General features: G+C 47.6%; 27 protein-coding genes. 9 read left to right on the forward strand and 18 right to left on the reverse strand.

Features of this window, described 5'->3' with window-relative positions:
* Positions 1-16: 16 nt before the first annotated feature.
* The 8 genes from mvhA to QFX30_RS05190 form a co-directional block, all read right to left on the reverse strand.
* On the reverse strand, positions 17-1435 hold the full coding sequence (gene mvhA / locus QFX30_RS05155; protein WP_300489169.1) for a F420-non-reducing hydrogenase subunit MvhA: 1419 nt from the start codon (positions 1433-1435) through the stop codon (positions 17-19).
* Positions 1436-2362: a F420-non-reducing hydrogenase subunit MvhG gene (gene mvhG / locus QFX30_RS05160; RefSeq protein WP_300489171.1), complete on the reverse strand. Its 927-nt coding sequence runs from the start codon at positions 2360-2362 to the stop codon at positions 1436-1438. It lies immediately after the preceding gene.
* Positions 2363-2374: 12 nt separating this feature from the next.
* Positions 2375-2800: a hydrogenase iron-sulfur subunit gene (locus tag QFX30_RS05165; protein ID WP_300489173.1), complete on the reverse strand. Its 426-nt coding sequence runs from the start codon at positions 2798-2800 to the stop codon at positions 2375-2377.
* Positions 2801-2970: 170 nt separating this feature from the next.
* A complete protein-coding gene (gene hmdC / locus QFX30_RS05170; RefSeq protein ID WP_300489175.1) occupies positions 2971-4488 on the reverse strand; it encodes a 5,10-methenyltetrahydromethanopterin hydrogenase cofactor biosynthesis protein HmdC in 1518 nt (505 codons plus the stop codon).
* A gap of 111 nt (positions 4489-4599) precedes the next feature.
* Complete coding sequence (locus QFX30_RS05175; protein ID WP_300477907.1) at positions 4600-5010, reverse strand: hydrogenase iron-sulfur subunit; 411 nt, start codon at positions 5008-5010, stop codon at positions 4600-4602.
* Positions 5011-5019: 9 nt separating this feature from the next.
* Positions 5020-6168 carry a Coenzyme F420 hydrogenase/dehydrogenase, beta subunit C-terminal domain gene (locus QFX30_RS05180; protein WP_300489759.1) on the reverse strand — a complete coding sequence of 383 codons (1149 nt, stop codon included), beginning with the start codon at positions 6166-6168 and terminating at the stop codon, positions 5020-5022.
* Positions 6164-7189 (reverse strand): molybdopterin-dependent oxidoreductase, encoded by a 1026-nt coding sequence (locus QFX30_RS05185; RefSeq protein WP_300489178.1) that lies wholly within the window; start codon positions 7187-7189, stop codon positions 6164-6166. Before QFX30_RS05185 ends, QFX30_RS05180 begins: the two co-directional genes overlap by 5 nt.
* Before the next feature lie 4 nt (positions 7190-7193).
* Positions 7194-7553, reverse strand: a complete 360-nt coding sequence (locus QFX30_RS05190; protein ID WP_300489181.1) for a hypothetical protein — start codon at positions 7551-7553, stop codon at positions 7194-7196.
* Positions 7554-8164: 611 nt separating this feature from the next.
* On the opposite strand from QFX30_RS05190, the gene hmd reads away from it, so the two are divergent.
* The 9 genes from hmd (at position 8165) to QFX30_RS05235 (ending at position 15704) form a co-directional block, all read left to right on the forward strand.
* Complete coding sequence (gene hmd, locus QFX30_RS05195; protein ID WP_300489184.1) at positions 8165-9199, forward strand: 5,10-methenyltetrahydromethanopterin hydrogenase; 1035 nt, start codon at positions 8165-8167, stop codon at positions 9197-9199.
* A 100-nt stretch (positions 9200-9299) separates the two neighbouring features.
* Positions 9300-10331: a 5,10-methenyltetrahydromethanopterin hydrogenase cofactor biosynthesis protein HmdB gene (gene hmdB / locus QFX30_RS05200; protein WP_300489186.1), complete on the forward strand. Its 1032-nt coding sequence runs from the start codon at positions 9300-9302 to the stop codon at positions 10329-10331.
* A gap of 122 nt (positions 10332-10453) precedes the next feature.
* Positions 10454-10933, forward strand: a complete 480-nt coding sequence (locus QFX30_RS05205; protein ID WP_300489189.1) for a DUF3236 domain-containing protein — start codon at positions 10454-10456, stop codon at positions 10931-10933.
* Positions 10930-11691 carry a DUF1188 domain-containing protein gene (locus QFX30_RS05210; protein WP_300489192.1) on the forward strand — a complete coding sequence of 254 codons (762 nt, stop codon included), beginning with the start codon at positions 10930-10932 and terminating at the stop codon, positions 11689-11691. Before QFX30_RS05205 ends, QFX30_RS05210 begins: the two co-directional genes overlap by 4 nt.
* A 125-nt stretch (positions 11692-11816) precedes the next feature.
* Complete coding sequence (locus QFX30_RS05215; protein ID WP_300489195.1) at positions 11817-12530, forward strand: Nif3-like dinuclear metal center hexameric protein; 714 nt, start codon at positions 11817-11819, stop codon at positions 12528-12530.
* A gap of 25 nt (positions 12531-12555) precedes the next feature.
* On the forward strand, positions 12556-13194 hold the full coding sequence (locus tag QFX30_RS05220) for a ThiF family adenylyltransferase (protein WP_300489198.1): 639 nt from the start codon (positions 12556-12558) through the stop codon (positions 13192-13194).
* Complete coding sequence (locus tag QFX30_RS05225; RefSeq protein ID WP_300489201.1) at positions 13191-13670, forward strand: UPF0254 family protein; 480 nt, start codon at positions 13191-13193, stop codon at positions 13668-13670. The genes QFX30_RS05220 and QFX30_RS05225 overlap by 4 nt, the downstream gene beginning before the upstream one ends.
* A gap of 67 nt (positions 13671-13737) precedes the next feature.
* Entirely contained in the window at positions 13738-14490 is a 753-nt protein-coding gene (sufC, locus tag QFX30_RS05230; protein WP_300489762.1) for a Fe-S cluster assembly ATPase SufC, read from the forward strand.
* Positions 14475-15704: a SufD family Fe-S cluster assembly protein gene (locus tag QFX30_RS05235; protein WP_300489204.1), complete on the forward strand. Its 1230-nt coding sequence runs from the start codon at positions 14475-14477 to the stop codon at positions 15702-15704. The genes sufC and QFX30_RS05235 overlap by 16 nt, the downstream gene beginning before the upstream one ends.
* A 72-nt stretch (positions 15705-15776) precedes the next feature.
* Here QFX30_RS05235 and QFX30_RS05240 read toward each other — a convergent pair whose 3' ends face one another.
* The 10 genes from QFX30_RS05240 to QFX30_RS05285 form a co-directional block, all read right to left on the reverse strand.
* Positions 15777-16043 (reverse strand): PRC-barrel domain-containing protein, encoded by a 267-nt coding sequence (locus QFX30_RS05240; protein WP_300489206.1) that lies wholly within the window; start codon positions 16041-16043, stop codon positions 15777-15779.
* The gene (locus tag QFX30_RS05245; RefSeq protein ID WP_300489208.1) at positions 15997-16626 is read right to left on the reverse strand and encodes a TIGR00454 family protein; all 630 of its coding nucleotides are present in this window, start codon (positions 16624-16626) and stop codon (positions 15997-15999) included. Before QFX30_RS05245 ends, QFX30_RS05240 begins: the two co-directional genes overlap by 47 nt.
* A 2-nt stretch (positions 16627-16628) precedes the next feature.
* Positions 16629-18113, reverse strand: a complete 1485-nt coding sequence (locus QFX30_RS05250; RefSeq protein WP_300489211.1) for a methanogenesis marker 14 protein — start codon at positions 18111-18113, stop codon at positions 16629-16631.
* Positions 18114-18219: 106 nt separating this feature from the next.
* Positions 18220-18651 (reverse strand): universal stress protein, encoded by a 432-nt coding sequence (locus tag QFX30_RS05255; RefSeq protein ID WP_237779312.1) that lies wholly within the window; start codon positions 18649-18651, stop codon positions 18220-18222.
* Between the two features lie 5 nt (positions 18652-18656).
* Positions 18657-19613, reverse strand: a complete 957-nt coding sequence (locus QFX30_RS05260; protein WP_300489214.1) for a calcium/sodium antiporter — start codon at positions 19611-19613, stop codon at positions 18657-18659.
* Positions 19614-19794: 181 nt separating this feature from the next.
* Positions 19795-20727 carry a tetrahydromethanopterin S-methyltransferase subunit H gene (mtrH, locus tag QFX30_RS05265; protein WP_300489216.1) on the reverse strand — a complete coding sequence of 311 codons (933 nt, stop codon included), beginning with the start codon at positions 20725-20727 and terminating at the stop codon, positions 19795-19797.
* Between the two features lie 15 nt (positions 20728-20742).
* A complete protein-coding gene (gene mtrG / locus QFX30_RS05270) occupies positions 20743-21003 on the reverse strand; it encodes a tetrahydromethanopterin S-methyltransferase subunit MtrG (RefSeq protein ID WP_013296330.1) in 261 nt (86 codons plus the stop codon).
* Positions 21003-21209 (reverse strand): tetrahydromethanopterin S-methyltransferase subunit F, encoded by a 207-nt coding sequence (gene mtrF / locus QFX30_RS05275; protein ID WP_300489220.1) that lies wholly within the window; start codon positions 21207-21209, stop codon positions 21003-21005. The genes mtrG and mtrF overlap by 1 nt, the downstream gene beginning before the upstream one ends.
* A 12-nt stretch (positions 21210-21221) precedes the next feature.
* Positions 21222-21938 (reverse strand): tetrahydromethanopterin S-methyltransferase subunit A, encoded by a 717-nt coding sequence (gene mtrA / locus QFX30_RS05280; protein ID WP_300489222.1) that lies wholly within the window; start codon positions 21936-21938, stop codon positions 21222-21224.
* Between the two features lie 12 nt (positions 21939-21950).
* Positions 21951-22253 carry a tetrahydromethanopterin S-methyltransferase subunit B gene (locus QFX30_RS05285; RefSeq protein WP_300489224.1) on the reverse strand — a complete coding sequence of 101 codons (303 nt, stop codon included), beginning with the start codon at positions 22251-22253 and terminating at the stop codon, positions 21951-21953.
* Between the last annotated feature and the right edge of the window lies 1 nt (position 22254).

Below are 22254 nucleotides of genomic sequence, written 5' to 3' on the forward strand. Positions count from 1 at the left end.
ACCTTACCGGGTGAAATTAGATCCTTTTTACAAGGTCGCCTTCACTGTCGTATACTTCCAAGGTGGCAAGTCTCATCTGACTGTCAATGGTGTGTGTTGCGCAGGAGAGACATGGGTCGTATGCCCTTATGACCATCTCCATGAGGTTGAATATCTTATCATCCACTTCAACACCAGGTTTGATGTATTCCTGGGCAACCTTCTGGATACCCATCTCCATGGCAGGGTTGTTCTGGATCGTTGCAACCACGATGTTTGCCTTGGTTATGAGGCCGTTCTCATCACAGGTGTAGTGGTGTGTGAGTGTTCCCCTTGGTGCCTCAACTATGCCCACACCGTCGCCGGCCTGCCTTTCAAGGGAATCAGGGAATTTTTCTCCAGAGAGGTCCCCTTCAAGTGCATCGGCTGCACATTCAGCACATGCGAGGAGTTCTATGAGCCTTGCCCAGTGGTAAAGTAGTGTCTGCTGTGCGTATCCAAACTTGTCCCGGAACTCCTTGAAGTAATCCTGTGCCTTTGGAGCTGCATCAGGCATCTTGTCTGCCACGTTGAGCCTTGAGAGTGGTGAGACACGGTAGACACCGTCAGGGTAGCCGAGGTCCTTTATGTATGGGAATTTGAGCCAGGAGTATGGTTTGACGTGTTCAGCGATGGTGTCAGCGTAGTCTGCTGGTTTGAACTCCCTGAACAGGTTTCCTTCCTTGTCCTTTATCCTCACTATACCATCGTAGACATCCCACACACCGTCCTTGACAAGACCTGTGTGGTATGTCTCGATATTACCCAGTGAGTTCACGAGGTCAATGTTCTCCTCGAATATTGGAACTGCAAGTTCCAGGGTGGCCTCTGCCAGTTCAACGTTCCTCTGGGCCTTCTGAAGGAGGTCCTTCTGTGTTTCATCATCAAGTTCTGTTGATATACCTCCTGGTGTTGAGGAGGTTGGGTGAATTGGCCTTCCACCTATGGCCCTGACGATTTCCAGAGCATTTTTACGTAACTCTATGGCCTGAAGGGCAACATCAGGTTTGTCCTTTATTATCTGGAAGACATTCCTTGTCTTCCTGTCCTTACCTGCTATGAAGTCAGGGGCTGCTAGGAAGTAGAAGTGCAGGGCATGTGAGTGCATGTATGAGCCCCAGTTCATGATCTCCCTCATTTTGTAGGCTGCAGGGAGTATATCTTCTGGTTCGAATCCAAAGCAGGCGTCAACAGCCTTTGCGGCTGCAAGGTGGTGCTGCACGTCACAGATACCGCAGATCCTTGGAACTATCCTTGGTGCTTCCTCTATGGGTCTTCCCTGGAGGAATTTTTCGAATCCGCGGAATTCCATAACATGGAGCCTTGTGTCCTCAACATTACCTGCATCATCGAGGTGTACTGTAATCTTGGCGTGACCTTCAATACGGGTCACAGGTTCCATTGTGAGTTTAACCATCTATTTACCCTCCTTCTTTATTTTCATTGGTATGAGTGCTGCTGGAAGTGTAAATGTGTAGAATGTTCCAACAATGTCATCCAGCTGTTCAGCCACTTCCTCTGGATCGACGGTTTTGTCCTCCTCGACCTTGTAGTCAGAGGCTATGGCACTTATCATTTTAGCACCCTGGTCCTCGACACGTGCTGTTGGACCGTAGCAGCCACGGCATGGTATGGCTATGCTCGGGCACTCTGCACCACAGATTGATATGGTTGCTGGACCCATGCAGATGAGTCCCTGTGGTATGAGACAGAGGTCCTCCTCTGGTTTACCAACCTCAAACTGCCTCTTTATGAAGTCCATTGCAAGTCCTTCTGGTGGTTTTTCCCTTGGGCAGACTTCACAGAGGTTTGTGCTTGGTAGTTCTATTTCTTCTCCTTTGAGGAGTGCAAGAATAACCTCAGCGACAACATCTGATCTTGGTGGGCATCCCGGGATTTCAAAGTCAACGTCTATGACTTCATCAAGTGGCTTAACCCTTCCCTCGAGGTGTGGCACCTCCTCGGATGGTATGACACCCTCTTCGTTTGGTGTTGTTATGGAGTTTATGTATGCTTCCTCTATGACCTCTTCCTTGTCCCAGAGGTTCCTGAGGCCTGGTATGCCGCCGTATACAGCACATGTACCGTAGCTTATGACAAATTTAGCCTTTTCCCTTAGCTTCTCTGCGAATTCCCTGTTTTCATCATTTACGATTCCACCCTCGATGATCACCACATCAAGTTCAGGGATTTCATCGTATTTTGTGTCCATTAAAACTGGACTGAATTCAAAGTCAGCGAGTTCCATGACATCCAGAAGTGCTTCGTGTAAGTCTGCAATGGACAGATGGCAGCCGGAGCATCCTCCGAGCCACATTGTTCCGATCTTTATTTTTTCAGCCATTTAACATCCTCCTTATGCTTCAGCCAGCTGTTTTTTGATTGGTGATGGGCCAAGGGCCCTTATCCTGTCAACCATCATCTTGACTGTTTCGGCGAATTTTTCACCTTCTGATGCGGATATCCAGTCGTGGTGAATCCTTTCCCTGCCAATTCCGAGTTCATCTGCCAGCTTGTAGATCAGCCTCATTCTCCTGTCGAGCTTGTAGTTTCCTGCGTCGTAGTGGCAGTCACCATGGTGGCATCCTGTTACGAGAACACCATCAGCGCCTTCCCTGAATGCCTTGAGAACAAACTGTGGCTCTATCCTCCCTGAACACATCACACGGATAACCCTAACGTTTGTAGGGTACTGCATCCTTGCTGTTCCTGCAGTGTCTGCTCCACCGTAGGAACACCAGTTACAACAGAACATCACAATCTTTATGTCATCTTCAGCCATAGAGTTTCCTCCTTCCTTGAGTTGTACTTATAATTGTACTTGGTATATGGTTTAGGAGTGGCAATTATAAAGGTTACTTATGAAACTATTTCGAAAGTTTTATATGTATGGTTAAATTTTTTATTATTTTTAATACTGCCATTTCACCCATTAAAACCGCTAGATGAGGTTCATACAAGGGTCACCGCATCTCTGAATTTCCCGGAAATTTTTGCAGCTATCTCAGGAATGGTTGTGGAAACTATGGCTGAATCCGAATCCCTGTATGCATCCGCATCACTGGAACCGCCAGATCGGACCTCTGTTTTAATTTCTGATCGGAGGTTGTCCACGCTGACCCATTCAACCCAGGGGTCGCTGTCCACAAGTACGAATTCATCCACCATTCCATCAAGTTTCTTTGCAATCACCCATGATACGAATCTTGCGCCGAAGATTGCCACTGTTCCATGTATGTCGCCGTTTCTAGTCATCTCAGCAAGCGTATCCACGTCCCTCTTTATATTCACCCGTTCATAGAGTGGAGTTGATGGAAGGCATGCCCAGTGGGCGTCACCCACATATGTATGCCCGATGGTTTCTGGATAAACATTTTCCCTTCCTGAAACCTTCACTGCAGCTGCAAGGGCCTCAAGCTGCGGCTTCTGTATTGGAACAGGTGTTAGAGCAGCCTCAACCTCTTCCCTCATTATCTTCATGACCCGGGGAAGGCCAAACTTGCCCCTCCGTGCCGTGCCGGGACTGTAGCCACACATGTAGCCATGGTGGTTCTTTGGAAACCCTGTTATTATGGCATTCAGCCCTGCCCTCAACCCTATGCGGCACTCGTCCTCATATGCACCATTGGTTGCAACGATTCTACCTGGTGTAAGGATTCTTGCTGCGGCAACGGCCCCTGCAAAAGCGTCAAGTCTATCGGATGCAAGGTTGAATGGGCCACCCTCAAGTACGAATACATCGACACCCATATCAAGTCCTGCCTCAAAGCCAGATATGAGGTCATCGTATCCGTCTCCAACAAACATTATGGCCTCAACACCCTTACCGTGCTTTCTTGCAAGTTCAAAAACCTCACGTGCCTCATCAAGGGGTGCTGCATGGGTTTCAGCCCCCTGCACCGGTGTCAGGTTAATCGCCACAGAGGATGCGAGTTCAACCCATTCATCCCTGTCAGGCAGGCCCTCCTTTTCCTTTTCAAGGAGTCTTGAGTGTATTCTTTCGCGTGGACAGCCCTCAAATGGGGGCCCCTCAAGGTAACACTGTCCTCCGCACCCGGTTATTGATCTAGGGAACCTCATGGGACCGTATCTTCCAAAGTGGTCAAGGTCCAGGGGGACCTCGGTGGTCTCCCGCACCTCCCTCATGAGCTCCACAGGTCTCATACCATAGTTCTCGGCTATATCTGCGAATGCATAGGCACATACGTGTATTGTTGCGCCTATTGTGTCTGAAAGTATGCAGTTTCCAATAAGATCCATCTTTTCAAGGTCAGATGCACAGGTGCCCACAATGATTTCAGTGAGGTCACAGCCCAGTGGAAACCTCTTGAAGGTGGCTCCGAGTTTAATCTTATCCTCCCTTGAGAGTTCAGAAATCGCATCCACTACCGCCGTCACATCCTTGTCCATTTTCATGATTTCCCATGCAGCTTCAGGATTATCCGCCGCTTCCCTGATGATATCATGCATATTCTTTCACCTTTTAGCTCACTGTGATTCACTCTGATACCCGCTTTTATAAATTTTGACAAAAATTAGGGGTTAATAAAAAAAGCAGTTTTAACCCATAATTATTATAGTCTATTTTCCCGCCCTCTTAAGTGGCCCGAGGGATTTTACAGTCTCATAGAATTCCTGCATTGTTTTCTGAAATTTTTCACCCTCCGATGCCGATATCCACTCCCACCTGAATCTCTCCTTATCTATGCCAAATTCAGGGAGTATGTCCTCAATGAACCGGGCTCTTCGTTTCCATTTGTAGTTTCCTGAATCATAGTGGCAGTCCCCTATGTGGCATCCGCCCACAAATACGCCGTCTGCACCCTCACTGAAGGCCTTGAGTATCATCGAGGCGTTGACACGGCCTGAACACATCACCCTTATGATACGGACGTTGGGTGGATACTGCATCCTCGCTGTTCCCGCGGTGTCTGCTCCGCCATAGGAGCACCAGTTGCAGCAGAATCCAACTATCTTTGGCTCGAAACTCATCATATCACCCTAATCCTTCTCCCCGCTGTACATTGGGGGCAGTTCTTCACTCACCCCTGCTATGAATCCTGTTCTGTCACGGTATTTTTTCTGTATCTTGTGGTAGATTCTTGCAATGGGTATGTCCATTGGGCAGACATCCTCGCACTGACCGCAGTTTATGCAGCTGAAACCCATGTGCGAGAGCCTCACTCCCTGGAATGTGAGGGGGTCTGATGCCTTTTCATCTGATTCCAGGAGGTAGTCCTTTTCAAGTTCACATTCCCTGCAGAAGCATACCGGACAGGCGTCCCTGCAGGCAAAGCAGTTTATGCAGCGCTTCCAGTACTCATCCCATTCATCCAGTGAGGGGTACTCCTCATCAAGGTATTTATCCTGAAACTTCCTGGCCATGCTGATCATTGCGTTTTCGATTTTCTCCCTTATCTTCACCATCTTCTCAGAGGGTTCCCGCACCTCAATGTATCCGCTGCTGCGGGCACCGTCAATGATCTCCTGACCTCTTTCAGTGTTAACCTCTATGAATGTCCATCCATCCTCTGCACCCCAGTTTCCACAGGCTAGGTCAGCGTTACGCGGAACCATTATTTCGCAGCGCTGACAGTTCTCCCGTCTGCCGAAACCCTCTTCCTCAAGGTAATCGATTGATATCTCCCTGTGACTTCCGTCCCTGAGTTCCACTATGAATTTACCCCTATCGATCTCCTCACCCACAACATCATCGGGGTCTATCTCATAGAAGGTCTCTATCATCTCCCTGGCAGATACAGGGGCAAGGGTTCCGCCACAGTTCAATCCTATTTTATATACCTTATCAGGGTCTATCTGGTGCCTCTTCTCAAGTTCCCTTATGGCCATTGCATCACAAGGTTTTACAGCGACAGCCAGCCTCATGTCACTTAGATAGCGGGAGATGAGGTCCCCGAACATGGTGGGTGCGCAGTGCAGGGAACCGCACGTTGACTCTATGCCTGACGAATCCTCAAGTAGGACGGGGATCCCATCGTACACGTCATCTCCCCTTTCCAGTGTTAGCACCGCATCCACGACTTCCTTATCCAGCATGTATTTGAATATGGCTGTCACCGCTCCGCCACATTCTCCTCTTCTCTGAATCTCCTCATCTGTAGCCCTTGCAAGGAGGTATTTCATCTTAATCACCTGCCGTGAGTATTCTTTCAAATATTTCCATGTCGGGGAGGACTCCTTCGGGTGCCTGCAGTGCGGGTTCGAGTTTCGAGGTGTATCCCGCTGTGCTGGTGTATGAACCAGCTTTTTCACACCATGCTGCCGTTGGGAGGAAAATATCAGGTACAAGACCTCCGGTTCTTATGGACTGGAGAATGAGTTTTCCTGATTCCACTGGCTCTGCAGCTGCACCGGGATCTATTAACCAGACAGAATCAAACTCCACTTCCTGAAGCGGGGGGATGTGCTGCATCACACCCCTTGTGTTGAAGTCCTCAAAGATGGGTAGAACATCAAATTCATTCTCAGATGAGACCTCAAGAACGGGCCCTATGATTTCCGGTATTTCATAGGTTATTATAATCAGAGATCCTCCTGGAAGTTTCTGGAGGTCATCCAGGAGCTCCCTGTCATCTGAGAAGGTTCTGTGAAACCCTGAATTTACCGCCATCCTTGTGTCGTCCCTTCTGTCATAGGACCTCACCTCTGCCCCGGCGGCCATTGCATGGAATATCCTCCTGCCTATGAGTGGAGCGCAGGTTATGGCATCCCCTATGACTGCAATGTTATCATAGTCTCTGATCTTTCTGATATCAATTTCAGGATAATCAAATTCAGGGAAGGCCGTTATTAAACCTGATTTTTTTATATCAAACTCTTCTATGATTTCTTTGAGTTTAAGTGCCTCCTCATTGGTGAGGGTTCCTGTTGTTAGGATGGATATGTCCTCTGATGAAAGAAGTTGAGTTAATTTATCCAGTGCCTCATCCCATTTCACTCCACCTAGTTTCCCTGATTTTTTAACTCCAGGGGATGTTACTCTGTTCATCAATGGGATTTCATAGCAATCCCTGCCCGCTCTGCAGGTCTTTCCCTCATTGACCGGGTGTCTCCTGTAGGGGTAGGTTCCCACAGGTGTTCCGCCCATATCCACAAGATTCACACCACAGCCTGCACTGCAGGAAGGGCATAAAGTGTGTTTCACCATCATTTATCTACACCTCCAGATTTTTCACCTTGCCCCGGAACTCCTCAATACTGAAAAGCTCATTCTGGACGCTGACGGTTCTATCACGGGTTATGTTGAATAAATCAACCATGATGTTAAGCCCCCGATCGAGCAGAAGTTCTGAAAGGTTGCCGGGCAGTTTTTCAGAATCTTCGAGAACAATATTTCCCTCTATTTTGAATTTCAGAGGTATTCCACCTTCTGATTCCGCATAAAATATGTATCCCACCGAATTATTTCCAAAATCTGTGTAGTCAATTTTCCAGTCCAAGTCAAGGTTCAGGGTACACGACTTTGGATTTTTCTCAGGACGAAGAAGTCCAATCCTCTGAATCTGGATTTCCATGCTTTCACCACAACCTCCAGTTTTATGTTTATCATAATTATCTGCTAATAAGTATTACAAATATAAATGTTTCTAAAATAAAAAAGTCTTTAAAATGCCTTAAAAATGATTATATAAGATTTTGATGTTTATTTTTTTAATTTAATGCTTTTAAAATCATTAAAAATCATAAAATAACGTTTGAGCGAGTTATAAACCTGGAATTAATATTTAAGTCCCTTGAATTAATTCATAATAAATGTTTATTTTTTATTATTTATGCTGTTCCAGTGGAGAACACTGCAAAATAAGGGTATAACGCTCCCCTTTAACATTAAGGATGCCTTTTCAATCTTCTGAATGAAATTAGAAAGCAGGATTTAGAAAATTTTAATATTAATATTTTAATAATTATGAAGACCTTGGTCCGATCCCCCGTAAAATACAAAAGTACTGAATGACGTCTCCATAATTTTAAGCCGGAAACTCCATTGCACAGTTGCCCCCAGATAAAATAATTCTACTTATAAGCTTTTTGGTTTAAAAATTATCAAAAAATATATTTATATTGGAAACCGATTAATTTGTACTACTAATAATATGAGTAGTATTACAAAAATGGAGTGATAGATATGAAACTTGCAATACTAGGTGCAGGATGTTACAGGACCCATGCAGCCAGTGGAATAACAAACTTTGCCAGGGCCTGCGAAGTCGCTGAAATGGTTGGAAAACCAGAAATAGCCATGACCCATTCCACAATAACAATGGGTGCTGAGCTTAAAGAACTCGCAGGTGTCGATGAGGTCGTCGTTGCAGACCCTGTATTCGACAACCAGTTCACAGTCATAGACGACTTTGCCTACGAGGACGTCATAGAGGCTCACAAGGAGGACCCTGAAAAAATAATGCCACAGATCAGGGAAAAGGTCAACGAAGTCGCCAAAGAGCTCCCAAAACCACCAGAAGGTGCAATACACTTCACACACCCCGAAGACCTTGGATTTGAAATAACAACAGACGACAAAGAGGCTATAGCAGACGCAGACTTCATCATGACCTGGTTCCCAAAGGGTGACATGCAGCCAGACATAATAAACAAGTTCATAGACGACATAAAACCTGGTGCAATCGTCACACACGCCTGCACAATTCCAACCACCAAGTTCTACAAGATCTTTGAACAGAAACACGGTGACCTAGTAACCAAACCTGAAACACTCAACGTAACATCCTACCACCCAGGTGCCGTTCCTGAAATGAAGGGACAGGTATACATTGCAGAGGGCTACGCCTCAGAGGACGCAATAAACACCCTCTTCGAACTAGGACAGAAGGCCAGGGGTAACGCATACAGGCTGCCAGCAGAACTCCTCGGACCAGTCTGTGACATGTGCTCAGCACTGACAGCAATAACCTACGCAGGTATACTCTCCTACAGGGACTCAGTTACACAAGTACTCGGCGCGCCTGCAGGTTTCGCACAGATGATGGCCAAGGAGTCCCTGGAGCAGATAACAGCCCTCATGGAAAAGGTTGGAATAGACAAAATGGAGGAGCACCTCGACCCTGGTGCACTCCTGGGTACAGCTGACTCCATGAACTTCGGAGCATCAGCAGACATACTCCCAACCGTCTTTGAAATCCTCGAGAAGAGGAAAAAATAACCGGGCAGCAGCCCAAAAAATTTATTTATTTTTTTAACCAACTGATTTATACTGATCCAACTGACTTTTAGATTCCCAAGCAGCTGAAACTGGTGTTAAATTGATGGATAAAATACTCAAAAAGGCGGCTGAGGGATACCCCCTCGATGATAAAGAAATTATACGGCTATTCCAGATAAACGACCCCAAGAATTTTGCCCTTCTCATGGAAACAGCATTCAGCATCATGAAGGAGCACAGGGGGGTTATCAAGCTCACATCCACAGTTCACATAACAAATATCTGCCAGGTGAGACCAAGGTGCAGCTACTGTGGATTTGCCGCCGGAACATCACGTAACGGATACTACACTTCATTCTTCAAAACCGATGATGAAATCCTAGAGGCCGCCAGGATAATAGAAAAATCTGGAATACCCAGGGTCAGCTGCTCAGGCGCCCATGGATTCAACGGTGAACATGCTGTCAAAGCGGCTGAAATAGTGAAGGAGAACACAACACTTGAACTGCTCATAAACGTTGGATCCGACCTTAACAGGGCTTCAGTGGAGAAGCTTGCGGATTATGGTACTGACACAGTATGCTGCAACCTTGAAACCGTCAACAGGGAACTTTTCAGGCGGGTTAAACCAGGTGAAAAAATAGAAGACCGTATAAGAGTCTGTGAACTTGTATGTGAAAGTGGAATAGAATTATCAAGTGGTCTACTTATAGGTCTCGGTGAGAGTTATGCTGACCGCCTTGCACACCTAAGGTTCCTTGGTGATTTCGAAACACTTGGAGAGATACCCATCATGGGATTCAATCCATACCCCGGAACCCCGATGGAAAACCATCCACCCTGCCCCCTTGAGGAACAGATGAAAACCATAGCCATCACACGTATCATGTACCCTGATATAAGGATAACGGTTCCAACACCAACCATAGGTCCCGAAAATGTCCGCTTCTCCCTCATGGCAGGGGCAGATAACCTTGCAACGGTTATACCTGACGGTTACCCCCATGATGTTAAGGGGGTTGGGTCCCCAAGGTACGGAAACCTCAATGATGTGCTGAGGGTTGTGGATGAGATGGGACTGAAGCCCCAGCTATCAGCGAAACCAGCGGCTGATGGGGTTGCCCTGCTTTGATTAATACGAAGGGGTTTAGTCATCAGATAGCCTGTGCATACCCTTTAACCTTATCAATACAGTGGGCTGGTCTTCAATAGGCCTTGAATCCCCTGAGTCTTATCATATACAGTGGTGTGGTCATGTTAGAGGATATAATAGCCAGTGCATACCTTGAGTCTGTAGAGGATCGTCGCAGAGGAGACCGTGAGGAGGAAGTTAAAGCTGTAAGAGATTATATACATGGCGCCCAAAGAATTGTGGTGCCAAACTGGAACCGGGAAAAGGTTGATGTGATAAATGATGTCCTAAGATCCTTCAAGTTAGGGGAAGCAGAGCACCTTCAGTTCAACACCAACTGTGCAGACCTCACAAGGATGCCTGCCGTTACAAAGGCCCTCATGGCACTTGACATATCAGGGGCAGATCTTGTTATTGCACGGGGACGGCTGGGGGTTCCAGGATCTGGATCCCTCTTAGTGATCATGGACTCCCGAGGAAGGATTCTTTCAGCGGCCATGTCACCACCACACGTTATACATAAAATGGGTGTTCAGGAAGCCGTGAGATCCGAAATTACCCATGCTCTTGAGCGTATAGGCTTCAGCAGAGGATCAGAATGAAAAATCATGAAACCGGTATAACCGAGACCGTTAAAACATTCTTCTCCACATACAGGGTACAAGACATAATAAATCACATATTGGCAGTTAAATCGGCCGCGGTTATTGGATGGCTCACTGAAATCGACATGGACCCTGAAAGTGCCCTCATAATCGGCTCATACTTCACAGGTGCAGCAATTGCAGGTTCACTTGACTGTGATGTAACCGTTGCAGATATAAACCCCCAGACACGTTTTATGCTAGATGATAAAGTGAATTTTCAGGAAGGCGTTATGGACCTCAGGGGTCACTGGGACCTTCTGGTTGATACCACCGGTCTCGGGGGTGTCACCGAGGAGGAACTGAGGGGTATCAATGCGGAAGCGTTCATCGTTGAGGACCCAACATCGGATGGCAGCGATGATACGATAAGGAAATTCAACAGGACATATGAGAGACTTGGAATGGTTGAATCCAACATTTCAGGGGCCCTCCACACCTATGGCATTGGTGCCAAGACATCGGGTACAATGACGCTTACAGTTGAGGTCTTGAGGAGGTCGATGGCCGATGCGCTTGAATCTGAAGGTGTACTCTATGCTACACCAACCCTTGAATTCTTTGAGAGGATACTATTTAAGGAGAGGGCCCCTGAAAGATTCCTGAAGCGCCTTGAATCCCCCGCCCTCGTGGTTTCATCACTTGAGGATCTGGACTGTGATGGGCTCATAGAAGGGAACCTTGAAATGATAAGATCGAGGATAATTCCTGAATAACATATGATATTAATATGATATTAGCCTAAGGTGAATCCAGTTATGCTGCTCATCCCATCATTATTCAAGGATAATATCAGAAATAGAGTCAATCAGCTCCTACGTAAGTCATTAAGCACCTAAGAATGTTCAAAGGTGATAATATCAGGATAGAATCATTTATAGAGTTCATGGAGAGCCTGGCACCGCCTGAACTTGCACTTCCCGGTGACAGGATAGGATACAATGGCCCTGAAGTTGAGGTTGAATCCGTCCTGGTACTCATGGACTACCTGGACGATGTGCCTGTGGATGGGTATGACCTACTGGTCCTCCACCACCCACCCCAGGTTGAACCTCCGCTTCCCTACTATGTCCTACATTCCAACTGGGACGTTGCCGATGGTGGTGCCTGTGATGCCCTCGCAGATGCCCTTGGACTGAACGTTGAATCCTTCCTTGATCCTGAAACCGGCCTGGGACGCATATGTCGTGGGGACCTTACACTCGAGGAGCTCATGGAAAGAATACATGACCTGAGGCCAGGAACTGTGAGGGTCGTGAACCCCAGAGAATACCTGGATCACGTTGCTGTTGTATCAGGTTTCGGTCTCTCAGACGGGGACCTCATAAAAAGGGCATTCTCTGAGGGAGCCCCTGTTTATCTATCAGGTGACCTCACACATACCTCGGCGGTCCTTGCAAGAAACCTCAACATGACACTCATTGATGCAGGTCACCATTCAACGGAAATGCCTGGACTCCTGAGGCTCCGTGATATGATAGAGGACGTCGGGCTGGTGGTGGACATTATTGATACAGGTACTCCCTGGACAGAGTACCGCTATGAAACATTCTAGTAGACTGCACAAGCGGGTGATATGATTGGAGATCTCTGAACTTGAAGATAAAAAGGTGCCACGTGGAGAGGTCACACTTGTCGGTGCCGGGAGGCTGGGATTCCGCACCGCCCTCAACCTCATGCAGATCCACCGTGGCGGCCCTGAAAGGATAAAGGTCATCGACGGGCAGAGGGTATCTGCAGATGACCTGATATTCCGCCTCATGGGGGCGAAGATAGGTGAATACAAGGTGAAGTTCATTGAATCCCTCGCCTGTGATGGCTTTTCAAAGACCGTTCAGGGCATACCCGAGTACATCACAGGGGACAACCTGCACCTCATAGGAGGAGATGTGGTCTGTGTGGAGATTGCAGGGGGTGATACCCTCCCTATAACTGCAGAGATAATCCGGTACGCACAGGAGAGGGGGGCCGCCACCATCAGCACTATGGGTGTGTTCGGGATAGGTGAAGAGAACGTCTCAGTGGTTGATATAGATGAAGCTGACCCTGAAAACCCCATTGCAGCCTATCTGCAGGCTGAGGGAATTCACCAACACATCCTTGTGGGTACAGGTAAACTCATAAGGGACTGGGAGCCTGTAACGCCCCATGTCCTGGACAGGGTCTCAGAGGTTATGACGGCAGAGATACTCAAACTCCTTCGGGGTGTTCGGAGATGATAAGGGTTGCCACAGCAGAGTGCTTCACCCATGGAATCGTTGCAAGGGAGATACACGCCTACTCCATGGGCTACCCCATGAACTACCGGTGGAGGGTTGACGCTGATGTCTCACTCGTGGCTGGCCTCTTCATACCCACACTTTCAGGTATCCGTAGCATCCTCAGATTTGAGCCTCCCGAGCCCTCTGCCACCCTCAACGACATAAAGGTTTACACTGAAAAGGAGGATGAAAGGGTGGCCCTCATGATGGCCCACTCTGTCAGAAGGCTGACAGGAGCGGATATAGGTATAGGTACAACTGCAGGTGCAGGGAGGGGTGGTATTGCTGTTGTATCACATGACAGGGAGGAGGTTGTAAACTCTGATGTAGAGGCAGACCTCAGATTTTCAGGGGCGGATGAGATCCTTGCAAGGCAGGAATCAGGAATAAGGAAGGCGCTGGAGTTATTTGAATCCTTTATCAGCCCACCATAATATCAGAAGTTATTTATTGTATCCACGTTATACTATTCTAAGGGAAAAATAATAGGTGGTGGTTTGACTGCTTCTTGAAATAACCGACCTTGCGGTCGAGGTTAGTGGAAAACAGGTCCTCAGAGACATAGACCTCTACATAGACAGGGGTGAAACGCATGTCCTCCTTGGACCCAACGGCTCAGGGAAGAGCACCCTCTTTATGACAATCCTCGGTTTCCCAAAGTACAAGGTCACAAATGGCCAGATACTATTCAAGGGAAAGGATATAACTGATATGAGTACAACAGAGCGGGTGAGAATGGGTATAGGTGTGAGCTTCCAGAACCCACCTTCCATAAGGGGTGTGAGGCTCATGGACCTCCTCAAGGTTGAAAGTGGCCTCAGCACAGAGGATGAACTGACACCCGAACTCAGGGAACTTGCAGCTAGGATGAAATTCGATGAGAGCTTCCTTGAAAGGGATGTTAACCTCGGGTTTTCAGGGGGTGAGGTGAAGAGGTCCGAGATTCTCCAGCTACTTGCACAGAAACCTGACTTCATAATGTTTGACGAGCCCGACTCAGGTGTGGATATAGAGAATGTTGAACTCCTTGCAGAGCAGATTAACGTCCTCCTTGACAAAGACAAGAAGCCAGGTATGAGAAAGAAGGCAGGGCTCCTCATAACTCACCTGGGATACATACTGAACTTTGTGAATGCCGACACTGCCCATGTCCTCATGGACGGCCGTATTGCATGTTCAGGTAACCCCCAGGAGATAATCGAGGATATAAGGAAGGATGGATTCAAGGGGTGTGTTGAATGCTGCGTACACTGAAGAAGGCTGAGAAGGCAAAGGACAAGAAGGCACTCTACGGTGAGGACATCGACCTTGAAAGGTTTATAAGGGAGGAGGCTGGTGAACATGAGGAGGTGACAAGGGCCAAGGAGGTTCCAAAGGAGATCCAGGAGACCCTGCTGAGGGTTGGAGTGGATCCTGAGGAGAAGGAACGTGCAGGTACATTCATACAGGTTGACCAGTCAGGCATCTGCACAACATGCGCCTCAGAGTCAATCGAGATCATGGGTATGAATGTTGCCCTTGATAAGTACAGCTGGCTCAAGGATTACATGTGGAAGGCGGTTGCAGTTGACACCGACAAGTACACAGCCACAACGGCCCTCAGGGAGGCTGAGGGAGAGATGGGGGGCTACTTCATAAGGTCAAAGCCCGGTGCACGTGAAGTCTTCCCGCTTCAGGCATGCATGTTCATAGGCGATGAGAGGGTAATGCAGACTGCCCATAACATCATAATCGCCGAGGAAAATTCCGAGCTCCACATAATAACAGGCTGTGCAACTGGTGAGGATGTGAGTTCAGCTTTACATGTTGGTGTATCCGAGTTCTACCTCAAACCTGGCGCCAAGATAACATTCACAATGGTGCACAACTGGGCCGAGCAGGTTGAGGTGCGCCCACGGACCGGTATAATGGTGGGTGATAACGCAACCTACATAAGCAACTATATACTCACAAGCCCGGTTAAGAGCATCCAGTCCTACCCAACAGCCTACTGCAGCGGTGAGAACTCAAGGGTTGTTTTCCAGTCAATACTTGGTGGACAGAAGGATTCTGTCCTTGATATGGGATCAAGGGTGATCCTCGAGGGAAGGGGCTCAAGTGCAGAGATGGTCTCACGTGCAGTCTCAAAGGATTCATCCCAGATATACTCAAGGGGTCACCTGGCTGGTCGTGTGCCTGAGGTCAAGGGGCACCTTGAATGCCATGGCCTTGTACTCTCAGATGACTCCATGATATATGCGGTCCCTGAACTTGAGGGAAGTGCGACGGATCTTGAGATGTCACATGAGGCCGCAGTGGGTAAGATAGCCGAGGAGGAGGTAATGTACCTGACCTCAAGGGGTCTCACAGAGGAGGAGGCCGCCTCAATGATTGTGAGGGGATTCCTGAGTATGGATATAACTGGCCTTCCACCTGAACTGGCGGCTGAAACAAAGAGAATGCTTGATATGAGCCTCAAGGGTATGTGATATCGCTGGATATGATCCAGCGAACTTATTTTTTAAAGAATAAGTTAATAAGTAAGTCTACAAATAAACTGCCTATTCTGAAATTATTATGAACTCGCCAACCTTCTCAACCTTCCCGAATGGTACAAGGAGATAATCACCCTTCCTCTTGGCGCCCTTGACTGTTACATTCCTTCCACTGTCAATTTTAATGACAACGTCAGTTATCTTTCCTGTTTTATCGTTAATTATGAGTTCCTCAAGCTCCCCAAGGATACGTGCATTATTAGTTGCAACCTGATATCCCTTTATTTCACTCCAGTACTTCTCTTCCCCTTTTATGAGTTTCTTCTCTTCCATTATTCTCACCTAGTTTTTCCAGGACATGCAGATCACTGCAGGTGTTTATATTTACTGCCAGCTCCATCAAGGAAACCTCAAGGATCCTCTGATCTTGTACTCTGTTTCTACTCATTAATATATTTACCCCGCAGGGTACTAATCCATCCATAGAATCTGAAAACTCAAGTCCATGCATTCTGCAAAGTTTTTCAGGTACAGCCACGCAGAGGGCCTCCCCACCACCTGACAGGTACTCCCCCACTATCCAGTCAATGGTTGATGGGGAGATGAGTGGTAGATCTGCATTTATAACCAGAACAGGCTCATTCCTGGATTTCTCAAGGTGCGAGAGGATTTCCTGAAGGTCCTCAACGTAACCCCTCCCTGATGTCCTGAATACAGCATACCTCCCCTTTACATGTTCCTCTGTGAGGGGTGTGTTTGGACTTGTTACAACGATTATCTCATGGACACTTCTGGAAGAATCAAGGCTATCAAGGACATAATCTATCATTGGTCGTCCAGATATCTCAAGGAGGGGTTTTTCACATTCAAGTGCCAGGCGTTTTCCCTTCCCACCGGCCATTACAAGGGCCAGCATGATCAATCAATCCATTTATCCTCTTTCTTTGACTGAAGCTTTCTTCTCATTCCCAGTATGCATGGGCCGTTCTGTCTTCCGCCGAGTGGGGTGTGGGGTGTTCCCATGGAGTTCATGCACCTCGCCATGACAGCAGCACCCAGTGCAAGGGCATCGGATACAAATATGCAGTCCTTGAAGCGATCACCCACATGTTCCAGGATGAGCTTGGGTTTTGTGCCTGTTATACCTGCCCTTCCTGTAACCCCGAGGACCGAGCCCTCCTCGATGACCCCCTCATCAAAGGCCTCATCTATCAGCCTCTTGACTATCAGTGCACTCACATGGTCCAGTGTGGCGAAGAGTGTGTGTATGCCGTCCTCCTGGTATATGCTGTGTCCAATCTCCGTCAGTTCCTGTAGTTTATCCCCGTTTTTACCTGCATCGCACCCTATCAGAGTTGTCCCTGCGCTGTACGCTGCCTCTGTATCCACAGGGACTGTACCAAATCTCTTCCTGTTTACAGGGACCTTTCTTATATCGATTATCTCATCGTGTATCATCTCGGCGTGTTTCCTGGCCTTCTTCCAGTTGGCACCCTTCAGCACGGATTTCTTGTAGAGGTCAAGTGCGGCCCCACCCCTGCAGTCCACCATTTCGGTTCCCCTGATTATGGCATCGGATATTGCACCTGCAAGGCCACAGAAGTTTCCAATGGTCCTTGCGTAGGGTTCATCGGAATTGACTATTCGGCCGGCAAGGGTTGTCCCGAAGTCTAGGGATACACAGGGGTTTCTGTAATCAACAGTTGTCCACTTTGAGCCCACCTTGATACCTGCAGTTACAAGTTCACCCTCCATCTCATTTGCAACGACCTCCCTACCTGTTGGGGGTATGACACTTGCAACCGCGCCATCGAATATGACCCTGTCAAGGTATGAGAAGTCTCTGAGACGTTTGGGGATGTTCTCTATGGAGAGTGCAGGCGCCATTTTCCTGGGGGGTACTCCTGCTGCGAGACAGCCATCTGCAAGGGCTATTATGAGTTTACCCACCTCTTCAGGTGATCCAAAGCCGGCTGTAACACCAGTTGATCTCACAACAAAGTCAAGGTCCTTTTCTATGTCAACCTTAGCCCTTCTGAGGGACTCATGTATAGTGTCCCGCACCAGTTCAGAGACAGATTCCTTTGTGAGTTCAACACCCCATACTGTCTTACCGAATACCTCCTCGCCCTCCTTAGGGGGTCTTATGTCACGGGTCATCTTCACGGTCTTGTCAAGGAGGTATGTTCTGCTTGTGTTGAGGTTGGTGGCTGTCAGTATGCACTTGGTTGTTGTGTTACCCAGTTCAACCGATGCCACTATGTAGTAGACGTCCGGGCGCATGGAGTAACCGGACCCCACGGTTTTCTTTGTGAATGGTGCTGTTTTTATATCCTCTATGCTTATGAATCTGCTCTTTGCAATAACTGGCTTTGGACCAAATAGTCTGCTCAAAAATGACAACTGATTACCCCCTGATTTAATGTAATATTGTAGCCGGGGGGATAATATAAATTTTATGAATAAAGCCAGATGAAAAATAATAAAAGGGAGTGTCCGGGGGCTTTAACTAAACCGTCCTCACCAGGTGTATGGTGCAGGGTGCGTAGTGCACCACCTTCTCTGACACACTGCCAAGGAGATGCTTGTCAACCAGGCTTTTACCTGTACCCATTATGATGACGTCAACGTCCTCCTCCTCTGCAAGTTTAACTATTTCATCTGCAGGGTCTCCCTCAAGCATGACCCCCCTGAACTTCACGTTGGGGTTTTCCGGGCCTGTGAGTCCCTTCTCCATGTCCCTGAGGATCTCCTTGCCCCTCTCTGTTAGCTCCTTAACCATCATCTCCTTAACCTTCTTTGGTGTGAGGAAGGGTACAGAGGTGTCAACCACGTAGAGGCATATAACCTCTGCCTCCCTCCCATGGAGGAGGTCCAGGGTGTGCTCTATGAGTTCGTCCATGTATTCTCCCATTGTTGGAACCAGAATTTTCCTGTACATTTCCATCACGCCAGTACAAAGAGTCTCATAACAACGTATGATATGTATACTGCAAGTAAAATTATGCCCCCACTCCTTTTAAGTTTCATGTCTCCCTGCTTGATAAGTAGCACCAGGAGTACCGTCACGAGTATCATGACCGGTGCGTCAAAGCTGAGTGAGAGTGGTTCAACTGGTACCGGGGCTATGAGTGCAGGGGCACCTATACCCACGAGTATGTTGAATGTGTTACTTCCAAGAACCGTACCTATTGAGAGCTCATGGAGGCCCTTCACCGCAGATGAGAGTGTAACCAGAAGTTCCGGTATGCTTGTACCTATGGCCAGTGTGAAGAGGCCCATTATCATGGGGGGTATCCCTGCAATTTCTGCAAGTTCCACACCACTGTATACCAGGATTCTGCAGCCTATAACAAGACCTGTAAACCCTAAAACCGTCAGGGCAAGTTTTTTAAGGTCAAGTGATTCCCTTTGGGTGTCATTAGAATTCTCATCAGAATATGATTTCTGGGCCTTTATGAGTCTCCAGAGGTAAACAGAGTAGATCAGGACCATTGCAATCGCTGCCATTCTACCTATGTCTCCCAGGAACATGAAAAAGAGCAGTATCAATCCTGTTATGAGGGTAGCGCTGAAGTCCCTTTTAAGGCCATCGGCGTTTGTTTCTATGACTCCTGCAACCAGTGCAGATATCCCAAGTATACCTGCAATGTTCCATATGTTTGAACCTAGTACACAACCCACCCCTATGTCTGTGCTACCTGAGAGTGACGCTATAAGTGCCGAACCAAATTCAGGCAGGGACGTTCCGATGGCAGATGCTGTAACACCCAGTATGACTTCAGATATGCCCAAGGAGGATCCAAGATCCACAAGGTTGTCCACAAAGATATCTGAAGATTTTATAACCAGAATCAGTGAGAGCACCAGTGCCGGTATAAGAACCAATACCCTTTCAAGCAAGTTATCACCACTGAAAAACCTTTCTTCATTCCCTCAAGACCAGTATATTAATTGAATATCGACACTTAAACCTTTGTGTCGGAAATATGTTGCCGTTTTCTTATATTTAAATTATTTCGTTATAATAAAAATAAAATTTTTAGTAATAATAATGGTCAAAAAAAGAAATTTATGGCTGCTCCTAGAGCAGCTTGAAGAATGGATGGTCTTCCACAGGTTCCGTGCCTATATCCTTGGCTGCCTCACTTATGAATATGTCAGCCATTGCACAGGCAGGGAATGCCATCTTGGCGTTTTCTATTGGACCGTACAGTACGAAGTCACCACCGGCCATCTGCTGAATCAGGTTGGATCCAACGTCACACACAGGCCATGCTTCCTTGTGATCCTTCTTGTACTCACGGAGCCAGTCCCAAGCTGATGGCACGTTGTGGATACCACTACCAACAGGGTATCCCCACTTGCTCTTAACTGCAAATGATGTCCTCACAGCAACACCTGCACCCTGACCGAGTGGTGTAACTGCAACGTCCATGAGGTACTTGTCGATACCACATTCAGCAGCCATTTCAAGAAGACCCTTCTCTATTGTACCGGCCCCGTCTTCCCAGATTCCAATTTTACCCTCAACTGTTGGGTCCATTGGGTTGAATCCCAGGACGATTGAAGCTGAGAGTTTTGTGTTCTTGAGTGCCTCGAGTTCTGACTCGTCGGCGGCCATGTTGACTGAGTTGTAAATGGCCCTCTCTTCAAGACCAACCTCACTGGCGTACTCTGCACCGGCGATCCTTGCCTCACCGGATGTTGAGTCTATGAAGAATGGTGCGTCTGTCACATCACCCACAAACTCCAGGTACTTGACTATTGCCTCAGGTGTCTGACCGAAGGTCTGTACGATGTGTGGGTTACCTGTAACATCTGACATCTCTTCCTGTGTCTTTATGAGGGCCTCTGCTTTGTCCTTGTCAAAGACACCTGCCTTTTCATCTTCAATGATGCTGTGTCCACCATAAAATATTGTTCCTGCTAATACGGTTGGGTACTCTCCTGGCTGACCACCAATCTTGGTTCCAGCTATGTCCAGTACGATCTGTTCCTTATCAAACCTAAACATATGTAAACCTCCAAGCTATAGTCCGAATAGGGATTTTAAAAGTCCTTTTAACAATCCTGCAAACAGTATGTTGGTTACTGCAAGGATAATCAGACCTATCACAATACCATATAAAATACCAATATCTCTACCGATCTGCTGTCCTATGCGCTGTGAGTACTCACCGACCGTGAACTCCACCTTTTCCTCTATTTCATCCAGTTTCTCATTGGCCTTGTTGAATTCATCAGCAGAGACAAGTACGCGGGGTATTGTGGTTTTTTCTTCCTCTGACATCAGATCACCCCTAATATGCTCATCATTGCAGGCACACCAACAAGGAGGACAGCCAGGAGGAACCCTATGGCTATACCTGAAATCCTTGTGGCTATGAGGCCCGCAAATAACCTACCATCTCTACCGATGAGCTGGTTTCGGTATTTTATGTCCTCTACAACGTTTTTAATGCCACGTATATTGGGTTTGTTGGATAGTGTAATCATGTGGAAGCCTCCCTAGACCAGTAGAAGTATGCCCAGTGTCAGGGTGAAGGCAAGACCTATCATTATACCCTGAACCTTACCTGAGTACATACCTGCGAACATTCTGTTGGTGGAACCTATCATTTTAACCTGTGTCTGGATGTTCCTCATCCTTGCCTCAATAAGGGCTGTTTCTGGTGCCACAGGTTTGACCTCTTCGCCTTCCTCTTCTTCTCCGCCTTCTTCGACCTTTATGACCATTGCCTCTTCTTCGAATGCGCCCGGGTCCTTCTCGATGCATTCCTTGACCTTGGCCTTGATGGCGTCGGCGTCCTCAACGTCTATGAGGTTGACGATTTCCAGCTGTTTCTGGAACCTCTCAATACCCTCATCAGGTATGTTTTCAATGTATGGAATGGCACCGGTTGCACCGATTATGTTCCTTTTATCAGGGTCCACACCGTTCTGGTGCAGGGCCTCTATACTCTGACCTGTGATGTGTCCCTGTACCTCTGAACCGCAGAGTATAAGGAACCTGATGTTTGGGTTTGATATGAGGTTCGCGATCATCTTTTCGATTCCGAGGTTTTCTGTCTTGCATGGCCCTGCGATGGCAGCTCCTGCCTCAATAGGTATGTCTTCGATGTGTGAGGCGAGGGTGGTGGCAGCCACAGGACTTTCAGGGTCACCCACGATGTAGTCACCGTTGACCACAGGCCATCCTTCAGCAGGTGATTTCTTTTCAACCACTTATAACACCTCCTATAAGAGCAGGGCAAACAGGATGATCAGACCAATTATGAACCCGTAAACCATGTTGGTGAGTTTACCTGCTGTGAGGTATACTCCCTCCCTTCCAGGGTAGGAACCCTCAGGAATTGTTGTTGGGTCCAGTGAGTTAATCAGATCATCTGCTGTAGCCTCTAATGCAGCTATCTGTTCGTTTATTTCGTCCATGGATAATATTATGACTTCCCTTCCAAGGGCAGCCCCTATCATACCGGTGGAAGGATCAAGGGTCAGGTTATATTCCGGAGCGATTTTAACAAGTGGTAACATTTCCATT

The organism is Methanothermobacter sp., assembly GCF_030055435.1.
Classification (GTDB): domain Archaea; phylum Methanobacteriota; class Methanobacteria; order Methanobacteriales; family Methanothermobacteraceae; genus Methanothermobacter.

Coding starts and splice junctions, on each gene's coding strand:
- mtrG (WP_013296330.1), bottom strand. CDS start 21,003: ATGTCAGAGGAAGAAAAAACCACAATACCCCGCGTACTTGTCTCTGCT.
- QFX30_RS05190 (WP_300489181.1), bottom strand. CDS start 7,553: ATGGAAATCCAGATTCAGAGGATTGGACTTCTTCGTCCTGAGAAAAAT.
- mtrF (WP_300489220.1), bottom strand. CDS start 21,209: ATGATTACACTATCCAACAAACCCAATATACGTGGCATTAAAAACGTT.
- QFX30_RS05225 (WP_300489201.1), top strand. CDS start 13,191: ATGATAAGGGTTGCCACAGCAGAGTGCTTCACCCATGGAATCGTTGCA.
- QFX30_RS05175 (WP_300477907.1), bottom strand. CDS start 5,010: ATGAGTTTCGAGCCAAAGATAGTTGGATTCTGCTGCAACTGGTGCTCC.
- hmdC (WP_300489175.1), bottom strand. CDS start 4,488: ATGCATGATATCATCAGGGAAGCGGCGGATAATCCTGAAGCTGCATGG.
- QFX30_RS05210 (WP_300489192.1), top strand. CDS start 10,930: ATGAAAAATCATGAAACCGGTATAACCGAGACCGTTAAAACATTCTTC.
- mtrH (WP_300489216.1), bottom strand. CDS start 20,727: ATGTTTAGGTTTGATAAGGAACAGATCGTACTGGACATAGCTGGAACC.
- mvhG (WP_300489171.1), bottom strand. CDS start 2,362: ATGGCTGAAAAAATAAAGATCGGAACAATGTGGCTCGGAGGATGCTCC.
- QFX30_RS05235 (WP_300489204.1), top strand. CDS start 14,475: ATGCTGCGTACACTGAAGAAGGCTGAGAAGGCAAAGGACAAGAAGGCA.
- mvhA (WP_300489169.1), bottom strand. CDS start 1,435: ATGGTTAAACTCACAATGGAACCTGTGACCCGTATTGAAGGTCACGCC.
- QFX30_RS05185 (WP_300489178.1), bottom strand. CDS start 7,189: ATGATGGTGAAACACACTTTATGCCCTTCCTGCAGTGCAGGCTGTGGT.
- hmd (WP_300489184.1), top strand. CDS start 8,165: ATGAAACTTGCAATACTAGGTGCAGGATGTTACAGGACCCATGCAGCC.
- QFX30_RS05165 (WP_300489173.1), bottom strand. CDS start 2,800: ATGGCTGAAGATGACATAAAGATTGTGATGTTCTGTTGTAACTGGTGT.
- QFX30_RS05285 (WP_300489224.1), bottom strand. CDS start 22,253: ATGGAAATGTTACCACTTGTTAAAATCGCTCCGGAATATAACCTGACC.
- QFX30_RS05255 (WP_237779312.1), bottom strand. CDS start 18,651: ATGTACAGGAAAATTCTGGTTCCAACAATGGGAGAATACATGGACGAA.
- QFX30_RS05215 (WP_300489195.1), top strand. CDS start 11,817: ATGTTCAAAGGTGATAATATCAGGATAGAATCATTTATAGAGTTCATG.
- QFX30_RS05240 (WP_300489206.1), bottom strand. CDS start 16,043: ATGGAAGAGAAGAAACTCATAAAAGGGGAAGAGAAGTACTGGAGTGAA.
- QFX30_RS05205 (WP_300489189.1), top strand. CDS start 10,454: ATGTTAGAGGATATAATAGCCAGTGCATACCTTGAGTCTGTAGAGGAT.
- QFX30_RS05245 (WP_300489208.1), bottom strand. CDS start 16,626: ATGCTGGCCCTTGTAATGGCCGGTGGGAAGGGAAAACGCCTGGCACTT.